The organism is Rhodoferax sp. RT4P68 (genome assembly GCF_056521305.1).
On the sequence record NZ_JBWMBB010000002.1, the window covers coordinates 627,116 to 646,143 of the forward strand.

17 protein-coding genes are annotated in these 19,028 nt (G+C 70.9%); 2 read left to right on the forward strand and 15 right to left on the reverse strand.

Annotated elements, in window-relative coordinates:
* Nucleotide 1: 1 nt before the first annotated feature.
* From AC099J_RS06305 to AC099J_RS06330, 6 genes are all read right to left on the reverse strand, one after another.
* Nucleotides 2-991 carry a transketolase family protein gene (locus AC099J_RS06305; RefSeq protein WP_479614365.1) on the reverse strand — a complete coding sequence of 330 codons (990 nt, stop codon included), beginning with the start codon at nucleotides 989-991 and terminating at the stop codon, nucleotides 2-4.
* Between the two features lies 1 nt (nucleotide 992).
* Nucleotides 993-1,859 carry a transketolase gene (locus AC099J_RS06310; protein WP_479614366.1) on the reverse strand — a complete coding sequence of 289 codons (867 nt, stop codon included), beginning with the start codon at nucleotides 1,857-1,859 and terminating at the stop codon, nucleotides 993-995.
* A 14-nt stretch (nucleotides 1,860-1,873) separates the two neighbouring features.
* Complete coding sequence (locus tag AC099J_RS06315; RefSeq protein ID WP_479614367.1) at nucleotides 1,874-2,515, reverse strand: class II aldolase/adducin family protein; 642 nt, start codon at nucleotides 2,513-2,515, stop codon at nucleotides 1,874-1,876.
* A complete protein-coding gene (gene otnK, locus AC099J_RS06320) occupies nucleotides 2,512-3,816 on the reverse strand; it encodes a 3-oxo-tetronate kinase (RefSeq protein WP_479614368.1) in 1,305 nt (434 codons plus the stop codon). Before otnK ends, AC099J_RS06315 begins: the two co-directional genes overlap by 4 nt.
* A gap of 273 nt (nucleotides 3,817-4,089) precedes the next feature.
* Nucleotides 4,090-6,438: a cytochrome P450 gene (locus tag AC099J_RS06325; protein WP_479614369.1), complete on the reverse strand. Its 2,349-nt coding sequence runs from the start codon at nucleotides 6,436-6,438 to the stop codon at nucleotides 4,090-4,092.
* Between the two features lie 110 nt (nucleotides 6,439-6,548).
* The gene (locus AC099J_RS06330; protein WP_479614370.1) at nucleotides 6,549-7,520 is read right to left on the reverse strand and encodes a Bug family tripartite tricarboxylate transporter substrate binding protein; all 972 of its coding nucleotides are present in this window, start codon (nucleotides 7,518-7,520) and stop codon (nucleotides 6,549-6,551) included.
* A gap of 122 nt (nucleotides 7,521-7,642) precedes the next feature.
* Between AC099J_RS06330 and AC099J_RS06335 the strand changes: the two genes are divergently transcribed.
* Nucleotides 7,643-8,473, forward strand: coding sequence for an IclR family transcriptional regulator (locus AC099J_RS06335; RefSeq protein WP_479614371.1), 831 nt, complete (start codon nucleotides 7,643-7,645; stop codon nucleotides 8,471-8,473).
* Between the two features lie 25 nt (nucleotides 8,474-8,498).
* On the opposite strand, the gene AC099J_RS06340 is transcribed toward AC099J_RS06335, so the two are convergent.
* From AC099J_RS06340 to AC099J_RS06380, 9 genes are all read right to left on the reverse strand, one after another.
* Nucleotides 8,499-9,383 carry an alpha/beta hydrolase gene (locus AC099J_RS06340; RefSeq protein ID WP_479614424.1) on the reverse strand — a complete coding sequence of 295 codons (885 nt, stop codon included), beginning with the start codon at nucleotides 9,381-9,383 and terminating at the stop codon, nucleotides 8,499-8,501.
* Between the two features lie 181 nt (nucleotides 9,384-9,564).
* Nucleotides 9,565-10,044: a septal ring lytic transglycosylase RlpA family protein gene (locus AC099J_RS06345; RefSeq protein WP_479614372.1), complete on the reverse strand. Its 480-nt coding sequence runs from the start codon at nucleotides 10,042-10,044 to the stop codon at nucleotides 9,565-9,567.
* Between the two features lie 106 nt (nucleotides 10,045-10,150).
* The gene (locus AC099J_RS06350) at nucleotides 10,151-11,920 is read right to left on the reverse strand and encodes an ABC transporter ATP-binding protein (protein WP_479614373.1); all 1,770 of its coding nucleotides are present in this window, start codon (nucleotides 11,918-11,920) and stop codon (nucleotides 10,151-10,153) included.
* Nucleotides 11,921-11,995: 75 nt separating this feature from the next.
* Nucleotides 11,996-13,645, reverse strand: a complete 1,650-nt coding sequence (locus AC099J_RS06355; protein WP_479614374.1) for a GMC family oxidoreductase — start codon at nucleotides 13,643-13,645, stop codon at nucleotides 11,996-11,998.
* Nucleotides 13,646-13,761: 116 nt separating this feature from the next.
* Nucleotides 13,762-14,277, reverse strand: a complete 516-nt coding sequence (locus tag AC099J_RS06360) for a TspO/MBR family protein (protein ID WP_479614375.1) — start codon at nucleotides 14,275-14,277, stop codon at nucleotides 13,762-13,764.
* Nucleotides 14,278-14,326: 49 nt separating this feature from the next.
* Nucleotides 14,327-14,734, reverse strand: a complete 408-nt coding sequence (locus tag AC099J_RS06365; protein ID WP_479614376.1) for a PaaI family thioesterase — start codon at nucleotides 14,732-14,734, stop codon at nucleotides 14,327-14,329.
* Nucleotides 14,735-14,758: 24 nt separating this feature from the next.
* Nucleotides 14,759-15,541 carry an SDR family oxidoreductase gene (locus tag AC099J_RS06370; RefSeq protein ID WP_479614377.1) on the reverse strand — a complete coding sequence of 261 codons (783 nt, stop codon included), beginning with the start codon at nucleotides 15,539-15,541 and terminating at the stop codon, nucleotides 14,759-14,761.
* Between the two features lie 148 nt (nucleotides 15,542-15,689).
* A complete protein-coding gene (locus AC099J_RS06375) occupies nucleotides 15,690-16,661 on the reverse strand; it encodes an aldo/keto reductase (RefSeq protein ID WP_479614378.1) in 972 nt (323 codons plus the stop codon).
* A 9-nt stretch (nucleotides 16,662-16,670) separates the two neighbouring features.
* On the reverse strand, nucleotides 16,671-17,663 hold the full coding sequence (locus AC099J_RS06380) for an SMP-30/gluconolactonase/LRE family protein (protein WP_479614425.1): 993 nt from the start codon (nucleotides 17,661-17,663) through the stop codon (nucleotides 16,671-16,673).
* Between the two features lie 454 nt (nucleotides 17,664-18,117).
* On the opposite strand from AC099J_RS06380, the gene AC099J_RS06385 reads away from it, so the two are divergent.
* Entirely contained in the window at nucleotides 18,118-18,912 is a 795-nt protein-coding gene (locus tag AC099J_RS06385) for a DUF2189 domain-containing protein (protein ID WP_479614379.1), read from the forward strand.
* The last annotated feature ends 116 nt before the right edge of the window (nucleotides 18,913-19,028 follow it).

Sequence of the window (19,028 nt, forward strand, 5' to 3'; positions counted from 1 at the left end):
CTCAGCCGCGCCGCGCATGCGCGCGGTGAAAGGCCGCCACGATGGCCGGCACATCGAGCCCGTATCGTGCCAGCAGGTAGGGCGTGGAGCCGCCTTCGGCAAACACATCCCGCACGCCCACGCGCTCGAAACCCACGCGCACGCCGGCCTCCAGCAGGCATTCCGCCACGGCCGATCCCAGCCCGCCGATCACCGAATGGTTCTCGGCCGTGACCACGGTGCCGCAGCGTGCGGCCAGTGCCTTGACGCCGGCCTCGTCCAGCGGCTTGAGCGTGGACACGTTGGCCACGGCGACCGACAGGCCCTGCCCGGCCAACTGCTGCGCCGCAGCCTGGGCGGCGGCGCACATCAGCCCGCACGCGAAGATCACGCCGTCCTGCCCGCCCTGCAGCAGGTCGAGCTGGCCCCGCACAAGCGGCGTGGGCTGCAGCGGCTCGGGCGGCGGGCCCTCGGGCCGGCGCAGGCGCAGGTAGACCGGGCCGTCGTGCGCGGCAGCGGCCTGCACGGCAGCCGGCACCTGGCGTATGTCCGCCGGCTCGATGATGGTCATGTTGGGCAGCGCGCGCATGAGCGCGATGTCGTCGATGGCCTGGTGGCTCGCGCCCAGCATGGTGGTCAGGCCCGGGATGAAGCCGACGATCTTGACGTTGCTGCGCGGGTAGGCCAGCTGCATCGCGATCTGGTCGTAGCAGCGGCGCGTAGCGAAGACGCTGAACGTGTGCACGAAGGGAATGTCGCCCTGGCGTGCCATGCCGCCGGCGATGCCGATCATGTTGGCCTCCGCGATGCCGACCTGGAAGAAGCGCGCGGGCAGTGTGTCGCGGAACAGATCGGTCTCGGTGGCGGCCGTGAGGTCGGCGCTGAGCACGACGATGCGCGCGTCGTCGCGGGCGGCCTGCAGCAGGGCCTCGCCGTAGACGCGGCGGATCGGGCCGGGGGCGTTGCGGGTGTTGAAGTCGCCGACCTTCAGGTCCTGGGCGGTGGTGGTCATCTCAAGCATCTCCCTGCAGTTCGGCCAGTGCGCGCTCGGCCATGGCCGGCGGCAGCTTCATGGTGTGGCCCAGCACGCCCTCCAGGCTGGGTGCGCCCTTGCCGGCCAGCGTGCGGGCGATGATGCAGGTGGGCTTGTCGGTGGTGGCGCGCGCCCGGTCCAGCGCGGCGAGCAGGGCGTCCATGTCGTTGCCGTCGATGGTCTCGACATGCCAGTGGAAGGCCCGCCATTTCGCGTCGACCGGCTCCATGGCCAGCACCTGGTCCACATGGCCCTCGACCTGCATGGCGTTCCAGTCGATCAGCATGCACAGATTGGAGAGGCCATAGCTGCCGGCGGCCAGCGCGGCTTCCCAGACCTGGCCCTCTTGCAGCTCGCCATCGCCGAGCACCACGTAGACGCGCGACGCGCGCCCGTGCCGCCGTGCGGCCAGCGCCATGCCGACGCCCACCGACAGGCCCTGGCCCAGCGAGCCGCAAGTGGCCTCGACCATGGGGCCGACGCGCTCGGACGCGTTGATCTCCAGCACCGAGCCGTCGTGGCAGTAGGTGGCCAGCAGCGCCGGGTCGATCAGGCCGCGCGCCGCCAGCGTGGCGTAGAAGATCGCCGTGTTGTGGGCCGTGGACAGCAGGAAGCGGTCGCGCGCCAGCCAGCGCGGGTCGGCAGGGTCGAGCCGCATCTCGGCGAAGTACAGCGCCGTGAACAGGTCGGCCGCGCCCAGGCCTTGCTGCACATAGCCCTGGCCGGTGGGCGCCACCAAGCGGATGACCTGGCGGCGCAGTTCGCGTGCGATGCGGCGCAGCTCGGCCACATCGCGTATGCGCGGTGCGGCCTGGTCGGCAAGAGGGGGCGTGACGGGGTGTGACATCGTGGGGAACTCCTTCATCCGGCCATGCGCGCGCGGCCGTAGTGCTGGTAGCGGGTGGCGACCTCTTGCATCTCTACGTCGGACAGCAGCACGGGCGGGCCGAGCTGCCGCGTCATCCAGTAGTGGCGGGCCAGGGTTTCGAGCTTGATGGCCGTGAGCACGGCTGCGGGCAGGTCGCGCCCGCGGGCCAGCATGCCGTGGTTGGCCAGCAGGCAGGCGCTGCGGTCCTGCAATGCTTGCGCTGCCGCATGGGCCAGCGCGGCCGTGCCGAAGGTGGCGTAGGGCGCGCAGCGGATGTCGTTGCCACCGTACCCCGCCACCATGTAGTGGAAGGCCGGGATGCCCTCGCGCTGGCAGGACACGGCCACGCAGGCGTCGGCATGCGTGTGGACCACGGCGTGGGTTTCCGGAAAGCGGCGGTAGATCTCGGCATGCATCTGCCATTCGCTGGAGGGGATGCCATCGCCGCGCGCGCTGCCGTCCAGGCCGAGCTCGACGATGCTCTCGGCCGTGATGCGCGCAGCGTCGATGCCGGTCGGCGAGATCAACAGCCCGTCCGCGCCACTGCGCACGCTGACGTTGCCGCTGCTGCCGCGGTTCAGGCCCTCGCGGTCCAGCCGCGTGTAGGCGTCGACGATTTGTTCGCGGGGCGTCATGGCCGAGCGCCCGGGCCTGGGGCCGGCGGGCTGCCGGTGGCCATGCGGTCCAGCGCCACGGCGAACGCGTCCAGGCCGGCAAGCTTGCCCGACTTGAGGCACAGCACCAGCGGGTCGGACGGGTCGCGCGTGTCCAGCGCCAGTGGCAGCGAGGGGCCGGCGAACGGCCCCACCTGCAGCCGCGTGACGCCCAGGTGCGACAGCACGGCGCCGGAGGTTTCGCCGCCTGCGACCACGAAGCGCCGCACACCGGCTTCTCGCAGTCCGTTGGCGATGCGGCCGAGCAGCTCCTCGGCCAGCGCGGCGACGCCGCCCACGCCCAGGCGCGACTGGATCTGGGCCACCTCGTCCGGTGTGGCGGCGGTCGACAGCGCGACGGGCCCTGTGTAGATGCGCGAGCGTGCCCAGTCCAGCGCCATGGCCACCACGTCGTCACCGCGTGCATAGGCTTGCACGTCGAGCGCCATCACGGGGTGGGTGCGTCCGAATTCGGCGAGTTGTCGGCGCGTTTGCTCGGCACAGCTGCCGACCAGCACCACGCCGGGGCCGCACACGGGCCGCAGCGCTGCCGGGGCTGTGCCGTGGCCAAGCCAGCCGCGCGCGCGCCACAAGGGCGGGTAGTGCGCTGCCAGCGACGAGCCACCGGTCATGAGCGGCCAGTCCACTGTGGCGTCGGCCAGGTGCGCCAGGTCCTCGTGCACGGCGGCATCGGCGATTGCGCACTGCACGCCCTCGGCCGCCAGGGCCGCGACGCGCCGGACGATCGCGGCGGCACCGGCCCGCACATCGGCCTGAGCGATGAGGCCGACCCGCTGCGTCGTCTGCCGCTGCAGCACGCGCACGAGGTCGGGGTCGCGCATGGGCGTGACCGGGTCGTCGCGCTTGGGCGATTCGCTGACGAGCCGGTCGCCGACGAACAGATGGCCCTGGAACACGGCGCGCTGGTATTCGGGGAATGTCGGGCAGCAGGCCGTGAACGTGCTGCCGGTGCGTGCGGACAGCACCTCGATGCAGGGGCCGATGTTGCCGGCGTCGGTGGAATCGAAGGTGGCGCAGTACTTGAAGAACAGCTGGCGCGCGCCGTGGGCCAGCAGCACGGCTGCGCCCGCATCGAAGCAGGCGCGCGCTTCGGCCGAAGGCGCGATGCGCGTCTTCTGCGCAATGACGACGGCGGCGGCACCGCCGACTGCATCCGCCGCGTCGGCCGATGTCGCCAACAGGGTCGGCACGCCTTCGGCCACGAGCATGGCGGCCAGCTCCAGCCCGCCCGTCAGGTCGTCGGCAAGTCCTCCAAGGATCATGGCTCTGCTCCAGTCGGTGACGGCGCGCAGCGAAGAGATCGCCTGCGGTCCGTGCTGAAAGACTATATATCATATAACGTGAATCGGGACGAAAGCGGGCCTGCTTGCGCTGTGCGGCCCGTCCTCGCGCTGAGGCAGCGGCGCTGCCGGCTGGCACCCGATCAGCGTCCGGCCGACGGCGCCGTGGTCAGCCAGGCAGCGTGCCGCTCAGGCGATGGCGCCGGTCACGGGGGTGTGCGGGGCGGGGTCAGACGGCGGCGCCGTCGCGGCCACTCAGAGCTCCAGCACCACCCGCTGCCCGCGCGCACGCGAGCAGCAGCTCATCATGCGCTGGCCGGCATCGCGCTCGCTGCGCGTGAGCACCATGTCGCGGTGGTCCACGGCGCCGTCCAGCACCCGTACCTCGCACGAGCCACACAGGCCTTCTTCGCAGTCGCTCTGGATGTCGATGTTGGCGGCGCGCAGTGCGGCCAGCAGGGTCTGGTCGGCGCGCACCGCAATGAGCAGGCCGGAGTCCTTCAGCTCGGCCTCGAAGGCATGCTCCTTGGCCGGGTCCAGCGTGCCCAGCGTGGACTCGAAGTGCTCCACGCGCAGCGTGTCGTCGGGCCAGTGGGCGCAGGCCGATTCCAGCGCCTGCAGCATGCGCAGCGGGCCGCAGGCGTAGACCTGGGTGCCGGCCTCGGGCTGGGCCAGCAGGGCCGGCACGTCCAGCCGAGTTCCCTCGTCGCTCAGGTGCAGGTGCAGGCGCTCGTCGTGCCGGGCCTGCAGCTCGTCGACCAACGCCAGCGCGGCGCGGCTGCGGCCGCAGTAGTGCAGCTGGTAGTCGATGCCCAGTTCGCGTGCGCGGCGGGCCATGGCCGCGATCGGCGTGATGCCGATGCCGCCGGCCACGAAGATCACCTTGCCCGCGTCCTCGTCCAGCCGGAAGTGGTTGCGCGGGCCGCGGATGCGCAACCGCTCGCCGGCCCGCAGGTGGTCGTGCAGCCAGGCCGAGCCGCCGCGGCTGTGCGGGTCGCGCAGGACGGCGATCTCCAGCACCGAGGCCTCGGCCGGGTCGCCGCACAGCGAATACTGGCGCGACAGGCCGGTGTCGCCGCATTCGACGTCGATGTGCGCGCCCGGCGCCCAGCGCGGCGCGGGCTGGCCGTCGGGCGTGGCCAGGCGCACGCGCACGATGCCCTGCGCGACGGGCGTGACGCTCTGCACCACCATGGGTCGCGTGATGGCGTGCGCCGAGGGCTCGCCGATGCGCACGGCGGCACGGGCCTCGCTGCGCAGCGCCGGGGTGTGGCGCTCGGGATTCAGGGCCGGGTCCCACTGCACCCACAGGTGCTCGGGCCCGCGGAACGAGGTGTTGGGCACGTAGCTGAAGGTCTGCGGCGCCAGCGTCATGTGCGGCAACCGGCGCGTGAACTCTTCCAGGAACACCTGCATCTCCATGCGCGCCAGGTTCTTGCCCATGCACTGGTGCGAGCCGTAGCCGAAGGTCAGGTGGTCGCTGGCGTTGTCGCGGCGGATGTCGAACAAGTCGGCATCGGCAAAGTGCCGCTCGTCGTGGTTGGCCGACGAGGTGACGATCAGGATCTTGCCGCCGGCCGGGATGGCGACACCGCCCACCGACACGTCGCGCGTGGCGATGCGCCGCCAGGCTGCCACCGAGCCGTTGTGGCGCAGGCATTCCTCCACGGCGTTGGGGATCAGGGCCGGGTCGTCGCAGATGTCGCGCCAGGCCGTGGGGTGCTGCAGCAGCAGCTTCATGGCGTTGGCCGTGGCGTTGGCCGTGGTCTCGTGCGCGGCCACGATGCCGGCCATCATCATCGAGTGCAGGTACGAATCGGTGACGACCTCGGGCAGCTCCTGCTGCTTGCGAATGCCGTATTGCATCCAGCCGGGTGCGTCCGGCTCCAGCCGCAACTTGGCCAGCACCTGGCCTGCGTACTGCCAGAAGTTGCCCACTGCATGCGCCACCGCCACCTGCTCGTCGGGCCGGGGCCGGCCCCAGGTGTTGACGGTGTGGGCAATGCTGTACTGGCGCAGCGTATCCATGTCTTCCTCGGGCACGCCGAGGAAGTGCAGGGCGACGGTGAGCGGCACCTCCCACAGCATCTGGTCGACCAGGTCGGCGCGGCCGTCGTCGATGAAGCGGTCCAGGTACTCGCGCGCCAGCTGGCGCACCAGCGGCTCGTGGTGCTTCAGCGCCTCGGGCGTGAAGGGCTCCATCAGCGCGCGGCGGCGCGGCATGTGGGCCGGCTCGTCCTCGTTGACCAGCGTGCGGTTCAGCGCGAAGCCGTAGGAGGCGAGCACCGCGTTCGCCTCGTCGCCGGTGGGCGTGATCTTCTCCAGCGCGATCGAGGGGCTGAAGGTGATGTTGTCGCGGAAGATGGCCTTGATGTCGGCAAAGCGCGTGACCACCCAGTAGCCCAGCTGCGGGCTGTAGAACACCGGCTCCTGCTCGCGCGCCCAGCGCACGTAGTCGGGCGGGTCTTGCTGGTAGCCGTCGCTGAAGGGGTCGAAGGCGGCGGCACCGGCGCTGATCGGGCAGCCGGTGGGCGACAGCGCAGCGGGTGGCCCGCCATGGGCGAACGGGCAACCGGCGGCGGTGGGCGGTGATGCAGTGGTCATGGGGTTCCTTCGGCTTCGCCTGCGGTGCGAGCGTCTTCGGGCGGCGGGCGCCACGTATGCGGGCGCCGGCCATGTGCGAGGGCCGGGCCCGCGCCGGGCCCGTTCGCAGGTCAGTCGAGCGTGATGTTCAGGTCGCGGATCAGCTTGTGCCAGCGCACGGTCTCGCTCCTCAGCAGTTCAGCGAACTGGGCCGGGCTGTTGCCCACGGGCTCGACGCCGAAGTCGACCAGCTTCTTGTGCACCTCGGGCGCGTGGATGGCGGCCACCACCTGCTTGTTCAGCGCGGCCACCACATCGGCCGGCGTGGCGGCGGGAACCACCATGCCCACGAGCGCGGCCGCTTCCACGTTCTTGATGCCCAGCTCGGCGAAGGTCGGCACGTCGGGCAGCTGCGGCAGGCGCCTGGCGTTGGCCACCGCCAGCGGGCGCACCTTGCCGCCCTTGATGAAGCCGGCCCCGGCCGCCATGTCGACCATCATGGCCGGCACCTGGCCGCCGGCCACGTCGGCCAGGGCGGGCGCCGCGCCACGGTAGGGCGCGTGCGTCATCTTCAGGCCGGCTTCGGTCTTGAGCAGTTCCATGGCCAGGTGGTGCGGGCTGCCGGCGCCGGCCGAGGCGTAGTTGATGCCATCCGCCATGGCCTTGACCTCGGCGATGAACTCGACGGCGCCCTTGGCCTTCACGGCCGGGCTGACCACCAGGATCATGGGGAAGCGGCCCATCAGCGTGACAGGCTTGAGGTCTTTGGTGGGGCTGTAGCTCAGGCTCTTGTAGAGCGCCGGGTTGAACACCATGGTGCCGTTGTCGGCCGAGAGCACGGTGGCCCCGTCGGCCGCAGCGCGCGCCACCTCGGACGCGGCGATGGCCGTGTTGCCACCGGGCTTGTTGTCCACAACGACCGGCTGGCCGATCTGGGTTGAGAGCTGCTGGCCGATGGTGCGGGCCAGGAAATCCGAGCCACCGCCGGCCGGATAGGGCACCAGCCAGCGCACCGGCTTGGCCTGCGTGGCCTGCGCGTGGGCCAGGGGCGCAGCGGCCAGCAGCGGCAGGGCAGCGATGCAGGCAGCGATCAACTTGTTCATCGTGGGTCCTTGCGTTAGATCAGAGGGAATTCATGCATTGCGTAAGTTTCATCCGCAATGCGTAATGCCAACATCCGGGCTAACCCGGCCACAATCCGCTGCATTTTTTGCGTCCTGCCCTGATGTCACCTGCCGACCACACCACCCCAAAGCCGCGCCCGCGCGAGCGCCGCCAGCGTGTGCAGGCGGCTGAAACCGGCATGGCCGTGCTCAAGGGGCTGGCCACCCTGGGCGGGCGTGCCAGCCTGACGGCGTTGTCGGCCCAGGTGGGCGAGGCGCCGGCCAAGGTCCATCGCTACCTGGCCAGCCTGAGCGAGCAGGGCCTGGTGGCGCAGGACGCCGGCTCGCAGCAGTACTTCCTGGGGCCGCAGGCCATCCGCATCGGCGTGGCCGCCATGCGCCAGGCCGACCCGATCCGCCAGGCCGAGCCGGCGCTGGTGCGCCTGCGCGAGGCGCTGGAGGTGACCTGCTTCATCGCCGTCATGGGCAACAAGGGCCCGACCATCGTGCGCTTCGAAGAGCCCGGCTTGCCGGTCACGGTCAACGTGCGCGTGGGCTCGGTGCTGTCGCTGCTGTGGTCGGCGACCGGCCAGGCCTTTCTGGCCTATCTGGACGACCGCGCCCTGCGGGCCATGGCAGAGCAAGAGCTGGCCGCGGCCTCGGCCGATCTGCGCGCGGTGCTGGCGCCACAGGACCCGATCGACACGCTGCGCCGCCAGGTGCGCGCGGCGCGCTGCGCCTGCGTGCGCGACACGAACCTGCGCGGCATCAGCGCCGTCTCGGCGCCGCTGTTCGACCACGCCGGCAAGGTGTGCGCCGTCATCACCGCCTTGGGCGCGACGGGTGGATTCGATGCCGACGTGGATGGCCCCATTGCGAAGGCGGTGCGGCGCGAGGCGGATGGGCTGAGCGCGGCGTTGGGGTTCGGCGGGGATAATGTCGCAACAAGGTGATTGACGATGCGGTGGCGCCTCCCGCTCAACGCGCCCCAGGCTGCGCCTCGATGAACGCCTGCACATCGTCCAGCACCGGTGCTACCCAGCGCAGCGGCCACGCGAACGCGCCGATCAAGGTGGTGTGCGAGGCGCCGCCGTAGAACTTCAGCGTCACCGGCACGCCCGCCGCCTGCAGCTTGCCGGCCAGTTGGCGGGTGCTGCGTTCAGGGCTGACCAGCGGGTCTTTCACCGGCGCGGCGAGAAAGCTGCGCGGTGCGTCTGGCGGCGTGAACTCGATGGGCTGCGCCTGCGCGGGGTAGTTCGGGTGGAAGAAAACAGGCTGCGCGTCGGGGTTGCCGGTCGGGAAGAAATCGTACGGCCCGGCCAGGCCGATCCAACCGGCCAGCTCGCGCGGTGCATGGCCGGTGGCCTGCAGCCAGCGTGGGTCCAGCGCCAGCATCGCCGCGTTGTAGCCGCCGGCACTGTGGCCCATGACGAACACACGCTGTGCATCGCCGCCCAGCCGCGTGGCGTGCGCAAGGCCGTAGGCCAGCGCCTGCGCGCTGTCGTGCAGGAAGTCGGGAAAGCGCACCTCGGGGTACAGCCGGTAGTCGGCCACCAGCGTCAGCACACCACGCGCGGCCAGCGCCTCGCCGACGAAGCGGTAGTCGCCGCGTGCGCCGGTGTTCCAGGAGCCGCCGTAGAAGAACACCACCACCGGCCAGCCCTTGGCGGGCGCGGCGGTGCCCGGGGTGTAGATGTCCAGCCGCTGGCGTGGCAGCGGGCCGTAGGCGATCCCGGTCGTCGCGGTGTTGCCGCTGGCGGCGCTCAAGACATTCAGCATGCCGGTGGCGGAACAGCCGGCCAGCAGCCCGGCCAGTGCCAGCACGGCGGCAAATGGGGTCAGACGGCGGAGCAGAAGAGGGATGGGCAAACGGACCTCGTGGAATCGCCCGCAGGCCCGGGCTGACGGCAGGCCACGGATACACGCCGCCTTGGGTGACTACGCAACCGGCGGCGTGTCGGATGCAGCCGCGCGCGAGGTGCCGTTCCTCGGGCGTCGGCCCTCAAGCGCCGGCGCGCACGCGTCTGCGCTCACGCGTCTGCGCTCAAGCGCCGGGGCGGGGTCGGGCCGATCCGTCGCTGTCGGTGCCGACCACTTCGAAACGGGCCTTCACGACGCCGGCGCCCAACATCTTCAGCCGCCGCGCGGCGGCATGCGACACGTCGGCCAGGCGGCTGCGGACGGCGGGGCCGCGGTCGTTCACGCGCACCACCACACTGCGCTGGTTGGCCAGGTTCGTCACCTTGACGAGAGTGCCGAAGGGCAGGGTCTTGTGCGCCATCGTCAAGTCGTCCGGATCGAAGCGCTCGCCACTGGCCGTCTTGCGGCCTCTGAAATTGGCACCGTAGTAGGCCAGCCGCCCCTCGGTGGATTTGGTGCTGGGCGCGTCCAGGGTCGGGGCGGGTGCAGGAGCTGCGGCAGCCGCCGCCGGCTCGGCGGGCGTGGGCGCCTCTTGCTGGGCCACGGCCGTCATGGCACAGGTCAGCAAGAAGATGGCGGCCGCGATGGTGCAACGGACGGACATGGTGTGCTCCAGAGGGTGTGTGTTGTTGGGCTGCAGGAACGGGCCGGGCGCCAAGCGCGGGGGCCGCGCGCATTGTGGCGCGCCAGGCCGGTCGGGTGCGTGCCCTTCAGGGCGGGGCGGCCGGGCGTTGGGCGGCGGCCTGTGCCAGCTGCGGCTGGCGCGCCAGCACGGCGTCGCGTGGGCCGGCGTCGCGCACGCGGCCGTCCTGCATCAGCACCACCGTGTCGAAGTGCGACAGCAACGCCATGCGGTGGATGGAGGCGACCACGCAGGCCTGTGGAAAACGCGCGGCGATGCGGTCCAGCACGCGGGCTTCGGTGGCCGGGTCCAGCGCGCTGGTGGGCTCGTCCAGCAGCAGCAGCGAGCTGCCTTGCGCGGCCAGCACGCCGCGCGCCAGGCACAGCCGCTGGCGCTGCCCGCCCGAGAGGTTGAAGCCGCGCTCGGCAAGGGGCGTGTCCAGGTCGCCCTGCATGGCGACCAGCACCTCGTCGAAGGCGCTGGCATGCACGGCGGCCAGCAGCGCGGCCTCGTCGTGCGGGCGGCCGAACGAAAGGTTCTCGCGCACGCTGGCCTCGAACACTTCGGTTTCCTGCGGGATCAGCGTGGCCAGCCGGCGCAGCGCAGCGGCGCTTTGGACCTGGCCGTCCAGCAGCACCTGGCCGCTGGCGGGCAGGTACAGCCCGGCCAGCACGCGCAAGAGCGTGCTCTTGCCGCCACCGCTGGGGCCGACGAGGGCCACGCGCTGGCCGCGCATCAGGCGCAACGTCACGTCGCGCAGGCCGCCGCCACGCGTGGTGTCGGCGTAGGCCCAGTGCAGATCGCGCAGCTCCAGTTGCTGCCAGCGGGCATCTGCATCCAGCGCCTCGGCCGCTTCGTCGGCGCGCTGTGGCGCGGCCAAGAGCGGCTCGGCGCTGCGGTAGTCGGTGTGCATGCGCGCAAAGCTCTGGAAATTGCCGGCCATGGAGCCGATCACAAGGGCCGTCTGCTGCGCGTACTGGTAGACCATGAACACGCCGCCCAGCATCACGGCCTGGCCGGGCGTGCGCGTCTGCCATACGTACAGCACCACCAGGCCCCAGGTCAGGCCCAGGCCCATGATGTCTACCGCAAACCACTTGCCTTCGCCCACCAGCGTGGCCCTCTTGAGCGGCAGCGACACGGCGCGCATGCGCCCGCGCATCAACGCACGCGAGGCCGAGGCCAGGCGCAGGCCGATCACGGTCGAGGCGTTGCCGATGAAGTCCACCAGCGCGGCCACATAGCGGCGGTCGGCGTCGTTCTCCTGGCGGGCCAGCAGCATCAGCGCGCGGTCGAAGCGCAGCACCACGATGGCGATCAGCACATAGCCGCCCAGCGCCAGCCCGCCGCTGGTGCGCGACAGCAGCGTCAGCGCGATCAGCGGGCCGAAGAAGTTGACGAAGTTCTGCAGGTAGACGAACTGGTTCTGCGCAAAGTCCGCCAGCGCGCGGCTGGCCTGGTGCACGCGGTGCTGCAACTCGCCGGAGTGGTGGCCGCCGTGCCAGGCCAGTGGCGCACCGGCGATGCGCGCGTACAGCCGGTCGGCCAGCGTCTCGCGCACGTGCACGGCGACGTTGCGCTCCAGGATGCGGCCCGGCCCGTGCATCAGCCAGGACACGAGGTAGACGCCCATCAGCGCCGCGATCCAACGGGCTGAGCCCTCGAGTTCTCCGCGCTGCAATGCGTTGATGGCCTGGGCCGCCAGCCAGGGCATGGAAAGGCGCACCAGCTGCGCGCCGCCGAGCAAGGCGATGGCCCCGGTGAGCTGGCCGCGCGCGCCCTCGGCATGGCGCCACAGGGCTGCGTACAGCTCGCGCGCGGCGTGGGCGGGGGTGCTGGGGGTGGGTGGGGGCGTCAACGCGCAGGGCCGGGCAGAGGGGGCGGCGCGCAGTATCGCGCAGGCGCGCACGCGTTTCGCCCGCCCCGTGCGCCGCTACGCTGCCGCGTCCGCGATCACCCAGGCGGCAGCCTTCTCGGCCATCATCAGCGTCGGGCTGTTGGTGTTGCCGCTGGTGATGGTGGGCATGGCGCCGGCATCGACCACGCGCAGGCCGGCAATCAGGCCGCCCTGGCCATCGCGCACGCGCAGCCGGCTGTCCAGCACCGCCTGCGGGTCGCCGTCGCGGCCCATCGCCGTGGTGCCCACGGGGTGGAAGATGGTGGTGGCGATGTCGCCTGCCAGGCGCGCCAGGTCTTCATCGGTCTGGTACTGCGGGCCCGGCTTGTATTCCTCGGGCCGGTAGGGCGCCAGGGCTGGCTGGGCGGCGATGCGGCGCGTCACCCGCAGTGAATCGGCGGCCACCTGCCGGTCCTCGGGCGTGCTGAGGTAGTTGGGCGCGATGGCCGGCGCATCGGCAAAGCGCGGGCTCTTGATGCGCACGCTGCCACGGCTGGTGGGGTTCAGGTTGCAGACGCTGGCGGTGAACGCCGGAAAGCTGTGCAGCGGCTCGCCGAACGCATCGAGCGACAGCGGCTGCACGTGGTATTCGATGTTGGCGTAGGGCTGGCCCGGGTCGCTGCGCGTGAAGGCGCCGAGCTGCGAGGGCGCCATGCTCATCGGCCCGCTGCGCGCGACCAGGTATTCCAGGCCGATGCGCGCCTTGCCGAACAGCGTGGAGGCCAGCACATTGAGCGTGGGGGCGCCGTCGATCTTGTAGACGGCGCGGATCTGCAGGTGGTCCTGCAGGTTGGCGCCCACGCCCGGCAGATCGGCCTGCACGGCGATGCCGTGCTGCTGCAGCAGCCCCGCCGGGCCGATGCCCGAGAGCTGCAGGATCTGCGGCGAGCCAATGGCGCCGGCGCACAGCAGCACCTCTTGCGCTGCTTGCACGGTGACCATTTCGCCGCCCGTCCAGACCTCGGCGCCGGTGCAGCGCAGGCTGCCGTCGGGCTGCCTCGCCAGCAGCAGCCGGGCAACCTGGGCGCCCGTCCACAGTTCGAAATTGGGCCGGCCGAAGCAGGTGGGCCGTAGAAAGGCCTTGGCCGTGTTCCAGCGCCAGCCGGCCTTCTGGTTGACCTGAAAGTAACCCACGCCCTCGTTGTCGCCACGGTTGAAGTCGGTGGAGTGCGGCACGCCGGCCTGCTGCGCGGCGGCGGCGAAGGCGTCCAGAATGTCCCAGCGCAGGCGCTGCTTTTCCACGCGCCATTCGCCGCCGGCGCCGTGCATGGCGTCGGCGCCCAGGTAGTAGTCCTCGTGCTGTTTGAAGGCGGGCAGCACGTGGTCCCACTGCCAGGTGTCATCGCCGGTGGCCTGCGCCCAGCTGGCGTAGTCGCGTGCCTGGCCGCGCATGTAGATCATGCCGTTAATGCTGGAGCAGCCGCCCAGCGTCTTGCCGCGCGGGTAGCGCAGCGTGCGGCCGTTCAGGCCGGCGTCGGGCTCGGTCTGGTAGAGCCAGTCGGTGCGCGGGTTGCCGATGCAATACAGGTAGCCCACCGGAATGTGAATCCAGTGGTAGTCGTCCTTGCCGCCGGCCTCGATCAGCAGCACGCGCTGGCGCGGGTCTTTGCTGAGCCGGTTGGCCATCAGGCTGCCGGCCGTGCCGGCGCCGATGACGATGTAGTCGAACCGGTGGTCTCTGCTCACTTGCGCCAATCTGGTCTCCTGGTGGTGTGCCAGACCTGCGGTCTGGTTGCGTGGACGCGAGTGTGCCGTGTGCCCGCAGCCACGACGCGATGCGCTTGTCTCAAGTACTCGCGTTGTCAGCCCAGCAGCGCAGGGTTCATCCGCCACAGCGCGGCGTTGAGCGCGGTGGCAAAGCTGACCCAGGCCAGGTAGGGCAGCAGCAGCACGGCAGCGCCCCGGTGCAGGCGCCAGAACGCGACGATGGTCGCGGCGATCAGCAGCCACATCAGCACCACGTCCACCAGCGCAGCGGCGCCCATCTGCCAGCCGAAGAACAGCCAGCTCCACAGCGCGTTGACGGCCAGCTGCACGCAGAACAGTGTCAGCGCCTTGCCGGCCCCGGCCCAGCCATGGCGGCGCCAGACCAGCCAGGCGGAGAGCGCCATCAGCGTGAAGAGCAGGGACCATGCGGGCCCGAACACCCAGGGCGGCGGCGCCCACGCAGGCTGCACCAGCTGACCATAAAACGACGGGGCGTTGACCGAGGCCAGCCCCCCCAGCGCTGCGGTGGCGTAACACAGCACCGCCCAGCCCAGCAGGCCGAGGACTTGTGCAAGAAGCGAGAGCGGGCGCGATCGAGGTAGTGAGGACATGGTGCGGGAGTATCGGCGCGCCGACCGTCGGCCGGCGCGCGGCTGGCCCTCAGCCGGCCGCCAACACCAGCTGCGTCTGCGTGACCTGGGCGCACAGCCGGCCCTCGGCGTTGCGAATGCTGGTCTGCCAGACCATGGTCGTGCGGCCGCGGTGCAAGGCCACGCTTTCGCCGGTGACCACGGTGTCGACCTTCGCGCCGGCCATGAACTTGGTGCTCGAATCCGTTGTCGTCGTGCGCTGGCCGGGCGCCAGCTGGATGAAGGTGCCGATGGCACCCAGCGTGTCCGCGAATGCCATGTAGGCGCCGCCGTGCAGGATGCTGCCGGCCGTGCACAGGTCGGGCCGCACACGCATCTCGGCGACCACGCGGTCGGGCGCTAGCGCTGTCAGGCGCACGCCCATCAGGCCGGGGAACAGGGGGTCGAGTCGGGCCTGGACGGCGGCGAGGTCGGGCATGGCTTAGTTCCTTCGCAACGTTGTTCAGCTGTTGGCCATGTGCCGCGCGTGCATCTTCTGCATGCCGCCCAGCCAGCGCTCGTAATCTTGTGCCTTGTTCAGGAAGTACTTCGCCACCTCGGGGTGCGGCAGCACCAGGAAGTGCCCGTCGTGCATGGCCTGCATCACGTCGCCAGCCACCTGGTCGGGCGAAAGAATGCCGTCGTGCGCGGCCGAGCTGTCCTGCTCGCCGGAGGTCATCGCCGTCTGCACCGACTGCGGGCACAGGCACGACACGCGGACGCCGCGCCGGCCGTAGGCAATGCGCAGCCATTCGGCAAAGGCCACGGCCGCATGCTTGGTGACGGCGTATGGCGCCGATTCGACGATGCTGAGCAGCCCGGCGGCCGAGGCCGTGACGAGGAAGAAGCCTTCGCCGCGCTCGACCATCTCGGGCACCACAGCGCGCGCAGCCCACACATGCGCCATGCCGTGGATCTGCCACATCGCGTCCCACAGCGGGTCTTCCAGCTCGATGCCGCCCTTGCGGCCCAGGATGCCGGCGTTGGAGAAGTAGGCGTCGACCTGGCCATGGCGTTCGCGCGCGGTGGCCACCAGGGCTTGGATGTCGGCCTCCTGGCTCACATCGCAGCGCATCGCCTGGCCGACGCCGCCGGGCAGCGCGCGCGCCACCTCTTCGGCCGCGGCCAGTTGCACGTCGGCGACCAGCACGGCGCGCGCGCCATCGGCTGCGCAACGCTGGGCCAGGCTGCGGCCGATGCCGCTGGCGCCGCCGGTGACGATGGCGACCTTGCCTTGGATGTCCATGGATCTTTCCTCCTTCGTGTCGGGTGTCGGAGCCGCGCTCTGCGGCGGTGCGGGCGACCATACGCGCAACGCGGCGCGCTGCGGGCGAGGGCTATCCCCAGGGCGACAAGGCGATGGCCTGCGAACGGCCCCTACGGTACCTAGGCCCCTACGGCACCGGCGCACCGCGCGCGGCGGTTAGCAGCGCATACCACTCCTCGCGCGACAACGCGACAGCGTCGGCCTGGCAGCAGGCCGCCAACCGCGCGGCATCGGTGGTGCCCACCACGGGCTGCAGGCCCGCCGGGTGGCGCAGCAGCCAGGCCAGCTGGATGGCTTCGGGCGCCACGCCTTTCGCGTCGGCCATCTGCTGCAGCAGCCGCGCGGTCTCCTGCACCGCCGGGCTGGCCGAAGCGGCAGGCGCGGCCAGGCGGCCACCGGCCAGCGGCGACCAGGCCTGCACGCGGATGTCGTGCAGGCGGCAATAGTCCAGCGTGCCGGCGTCGCCTCGGGCATCGTCCCGGTTGGCGGTGATACCGGCATCGATCAAGCCGTGGTGCAGCAGGCTCAGCTCGACTTGATTGGCCACCAGCGGCTGGCGCAGGTGGCGCTGCAGCAGCGCCATCTGCCCGGCCGTGTGGTTGCTGACGCCGAAGTGCCGCACCTTGCCGCTGCGCTGCAGCTGGTCGAACACCTCGGCCACCTGCTCGGGCTCGGCCAGCGGGTCGGGCCGGTGCAGCAGCAGGATGTCCAGGTAGTCCGTGCCCAGCCGGGTGAGGATGCCCTCCACCGCCGCCGTGAGGTGCGCGGGGCTGAAGTCGTAACGCGCCGGCACACCGGGCTGCGGATCACCGGCGAAACGGATGCCGCACTTGGACTGCAGGACCATGCGATCGCGCAGGCCGGGCGTTGCGCGCAGCAGGCCGCCGAACAGCCGCTCGGACTTGCCATGCGCATAGATGTCGGCATGGTCGAACAGCGTGATGCCGTGCGCCAGCGCGGTCTCCACCAGCCGATGCGTCTGGCGCTGCTCGGCATCGCTCGGCGGCGTGGCGTCCCAGGCCCGGCTCAGGTGCATGCAGCCGTAGGCGATGCGCGAGGCGGTCAGGCCGCCGGCTGCGGTCAGGGCGTAGGTCTGCACGGGTGCGCCTCAGCTCGGTGACGCGCCCTGTGTGGCGGTATAGACCGCGTAGACGGACTGGCTGGCGATCATGAACAGCCGGTTGCGCTTGGGCCCGCCGAAGGTCAGGTTGCCGCAGACCTCGGGCAGGCGGATGCGGCCGATCAGCTTGCCCTCGGGGTTCCAGACCGTTACGCCGTTGTAGCCCACGGCGCGGCCGGCGTTGCTGGCCGACCAGATGTTGCCGAACACGTCGGCACGCAGGCCGTCAGGCCCGCACTTCACGCCGTCGACCATGCAGTCGGTAAATACCTTCTGGTTGGACAAGCGGTTGTCTGCGCCCACGTCCAGCACATGGATGTCGCCCTTGCCCGCCGGGCCGGTGCTGGCGACGTAGAGCTTCTTGAAATCCGGCGAGAAGCACAGGCCGTTGGGGTTGGGGACTTTGTCATCCGGGATCACCACGTCCAGGCGGCCACTCGGGTCCCAGCGGTAGACCTGCGTGGGCAGCTCCTGCCGCGCATCGCTGACGCCCACAGGCTGGCCGACGCGGTTGTTCAGCTTGCCGGCGCGGTTGCTCTTGCCGCCGGCCGGGTCGGGCGTGCCCTCGTACAGCTGCGCGCCATAGGGCGGGTCGGTGAACCAGATGCTGCCGTCGGTGTGCGGCACGGCATCGTTCGGTGAGTTCAGGCGCTTGCCGTTCCAGCGGTCGGCCAGCACGGTGATGGAACCATCGAGCTCGTAGCGCACGACCCGCCGCGTCAGATGCTCGCAGGCGATCTGGCGACCCTGGAAGTCGAAGCAGTTGCCGTTGCTGTTGTTCGACGGCGAGCGGAACACCGTGACGCGGCCATCGTCCTCGATCCAGCGGTGCTGGCGGTCGGCCGGGATGTCGCTCCACAGCAGGAACTTGCCGACCGAATTCCAGGCCGGCCCCTCGGCCCAGGCGGCGCCGGTCCATAGCCGCTGGATCGAGGCGTTGGGCTGCGCCAGGTCATTGAACGATGGGTCCACGGCGATCACGTCCGGGTCCCAGAAATAGGTGGTGGGCGGCGCGCCGGGACCGAAGTCGCGCGGCGGCGTGGTGACGGTGCTGGGCGGCCCCGGCGTCTTGCCCTGCGCGTAGGCACCGGCCGTGGCCAGCGCCGTCAGGCCCGCGCCGGCCTGGGCGAGGAAGCGGCGCCGGGCGGGCGGCGCTGTGGATGGGGACGGGGCGTCGGCGTGCGGCTGCCAGGCGTGACGTTCAAGGCCATGCGATGTCTCCTCTTTGTTGGACTGCCTCGGTGCGAGGCACGACACGATAGGGGACGTCAGGTCATCACACAAGTCAGTGCGTACAGCGTTACAAACGGATGCGTGTCGTTGCGCCAGCGTTGGCCCACACGCTCCGGCGACCGGGGCTTGCACCGATGGACGGGCACATCGGCGGCGGTGAGCATCGCGGCACCGCCCCTGTGGCGCCATACGAGCCTGCCCCGTGACCGATACCCCCTCTCCCGCCGATGCCGCAGGCAACACCCGGCCACTGCCGCCACTCGATCTCGCGGGGCTGGGCTGGTCCTCGCCCTTCCATTGGCTGGCCGGGGGCCTGCGTGACCTGGGCGGCGCGTGGCGCCAGTCGCTGTTCTTCGGCGTGTGCTTCTGGGTCATGGGCGCGGTGCTGATGCGGGTGTTCATCGGCAGCCCCGAGTACACGATGACCATCATCTCGGGCTGTTTCCTGGTCGGGCCTTTTCTGGCGATGGGGCTCTACGACATCAGCCGGCGCCGCGCGCTGGGCCTGCCGCAGGACCTGGGTGCCTCGCTGATGTGCTGGGACCGCCACCTGGGCAGCATGGGCCTGCTGGTGCTGGTGCTGATCGTGCTGGAACTGTTGTGGGGCCGCGCCTCGCTGGTGGTCTTCGCGGTGTTCTTCGACACTGGCATGCCGTCTACGGCCGGCGTGGTCGATGCCATCTTCAACCCGCGCAACCGTGCCTTCGTGGGCGTCTATCTGGTGGTGGGCGGCGTGTTCGCGGCGCTGGTGTTCTCCACCTGCGTGATCTCCATCCCGATGATTCTGGACCGCGACACCGACGCCATCACCGCCGGGCTGCGCAGCATCCAGCTGGTGCTGGGCCGACCCGGCGTGTTGCTGCTGTGGGGCGCGCTGATCGTGCTGCTGACGCTGGCCGCCTTTGCCCTGCCGTGGGCGCTGGGCACGCTGATCGTCGTGCCCTGGCTGGGGCATGCGACCTGGCACGCGTACCGGCAGGCGATGCCCGGCGCGTGATGCCGGGGGGTGGATGCCCCGCTCGTGATGCACGGCTCATGATGCCGGGCGCCTGAAGCCGGGCGGCCGATCTCTGGCTGCGGGGAAGGGCGCGGCAGTCCCGTTGGACAATCTCC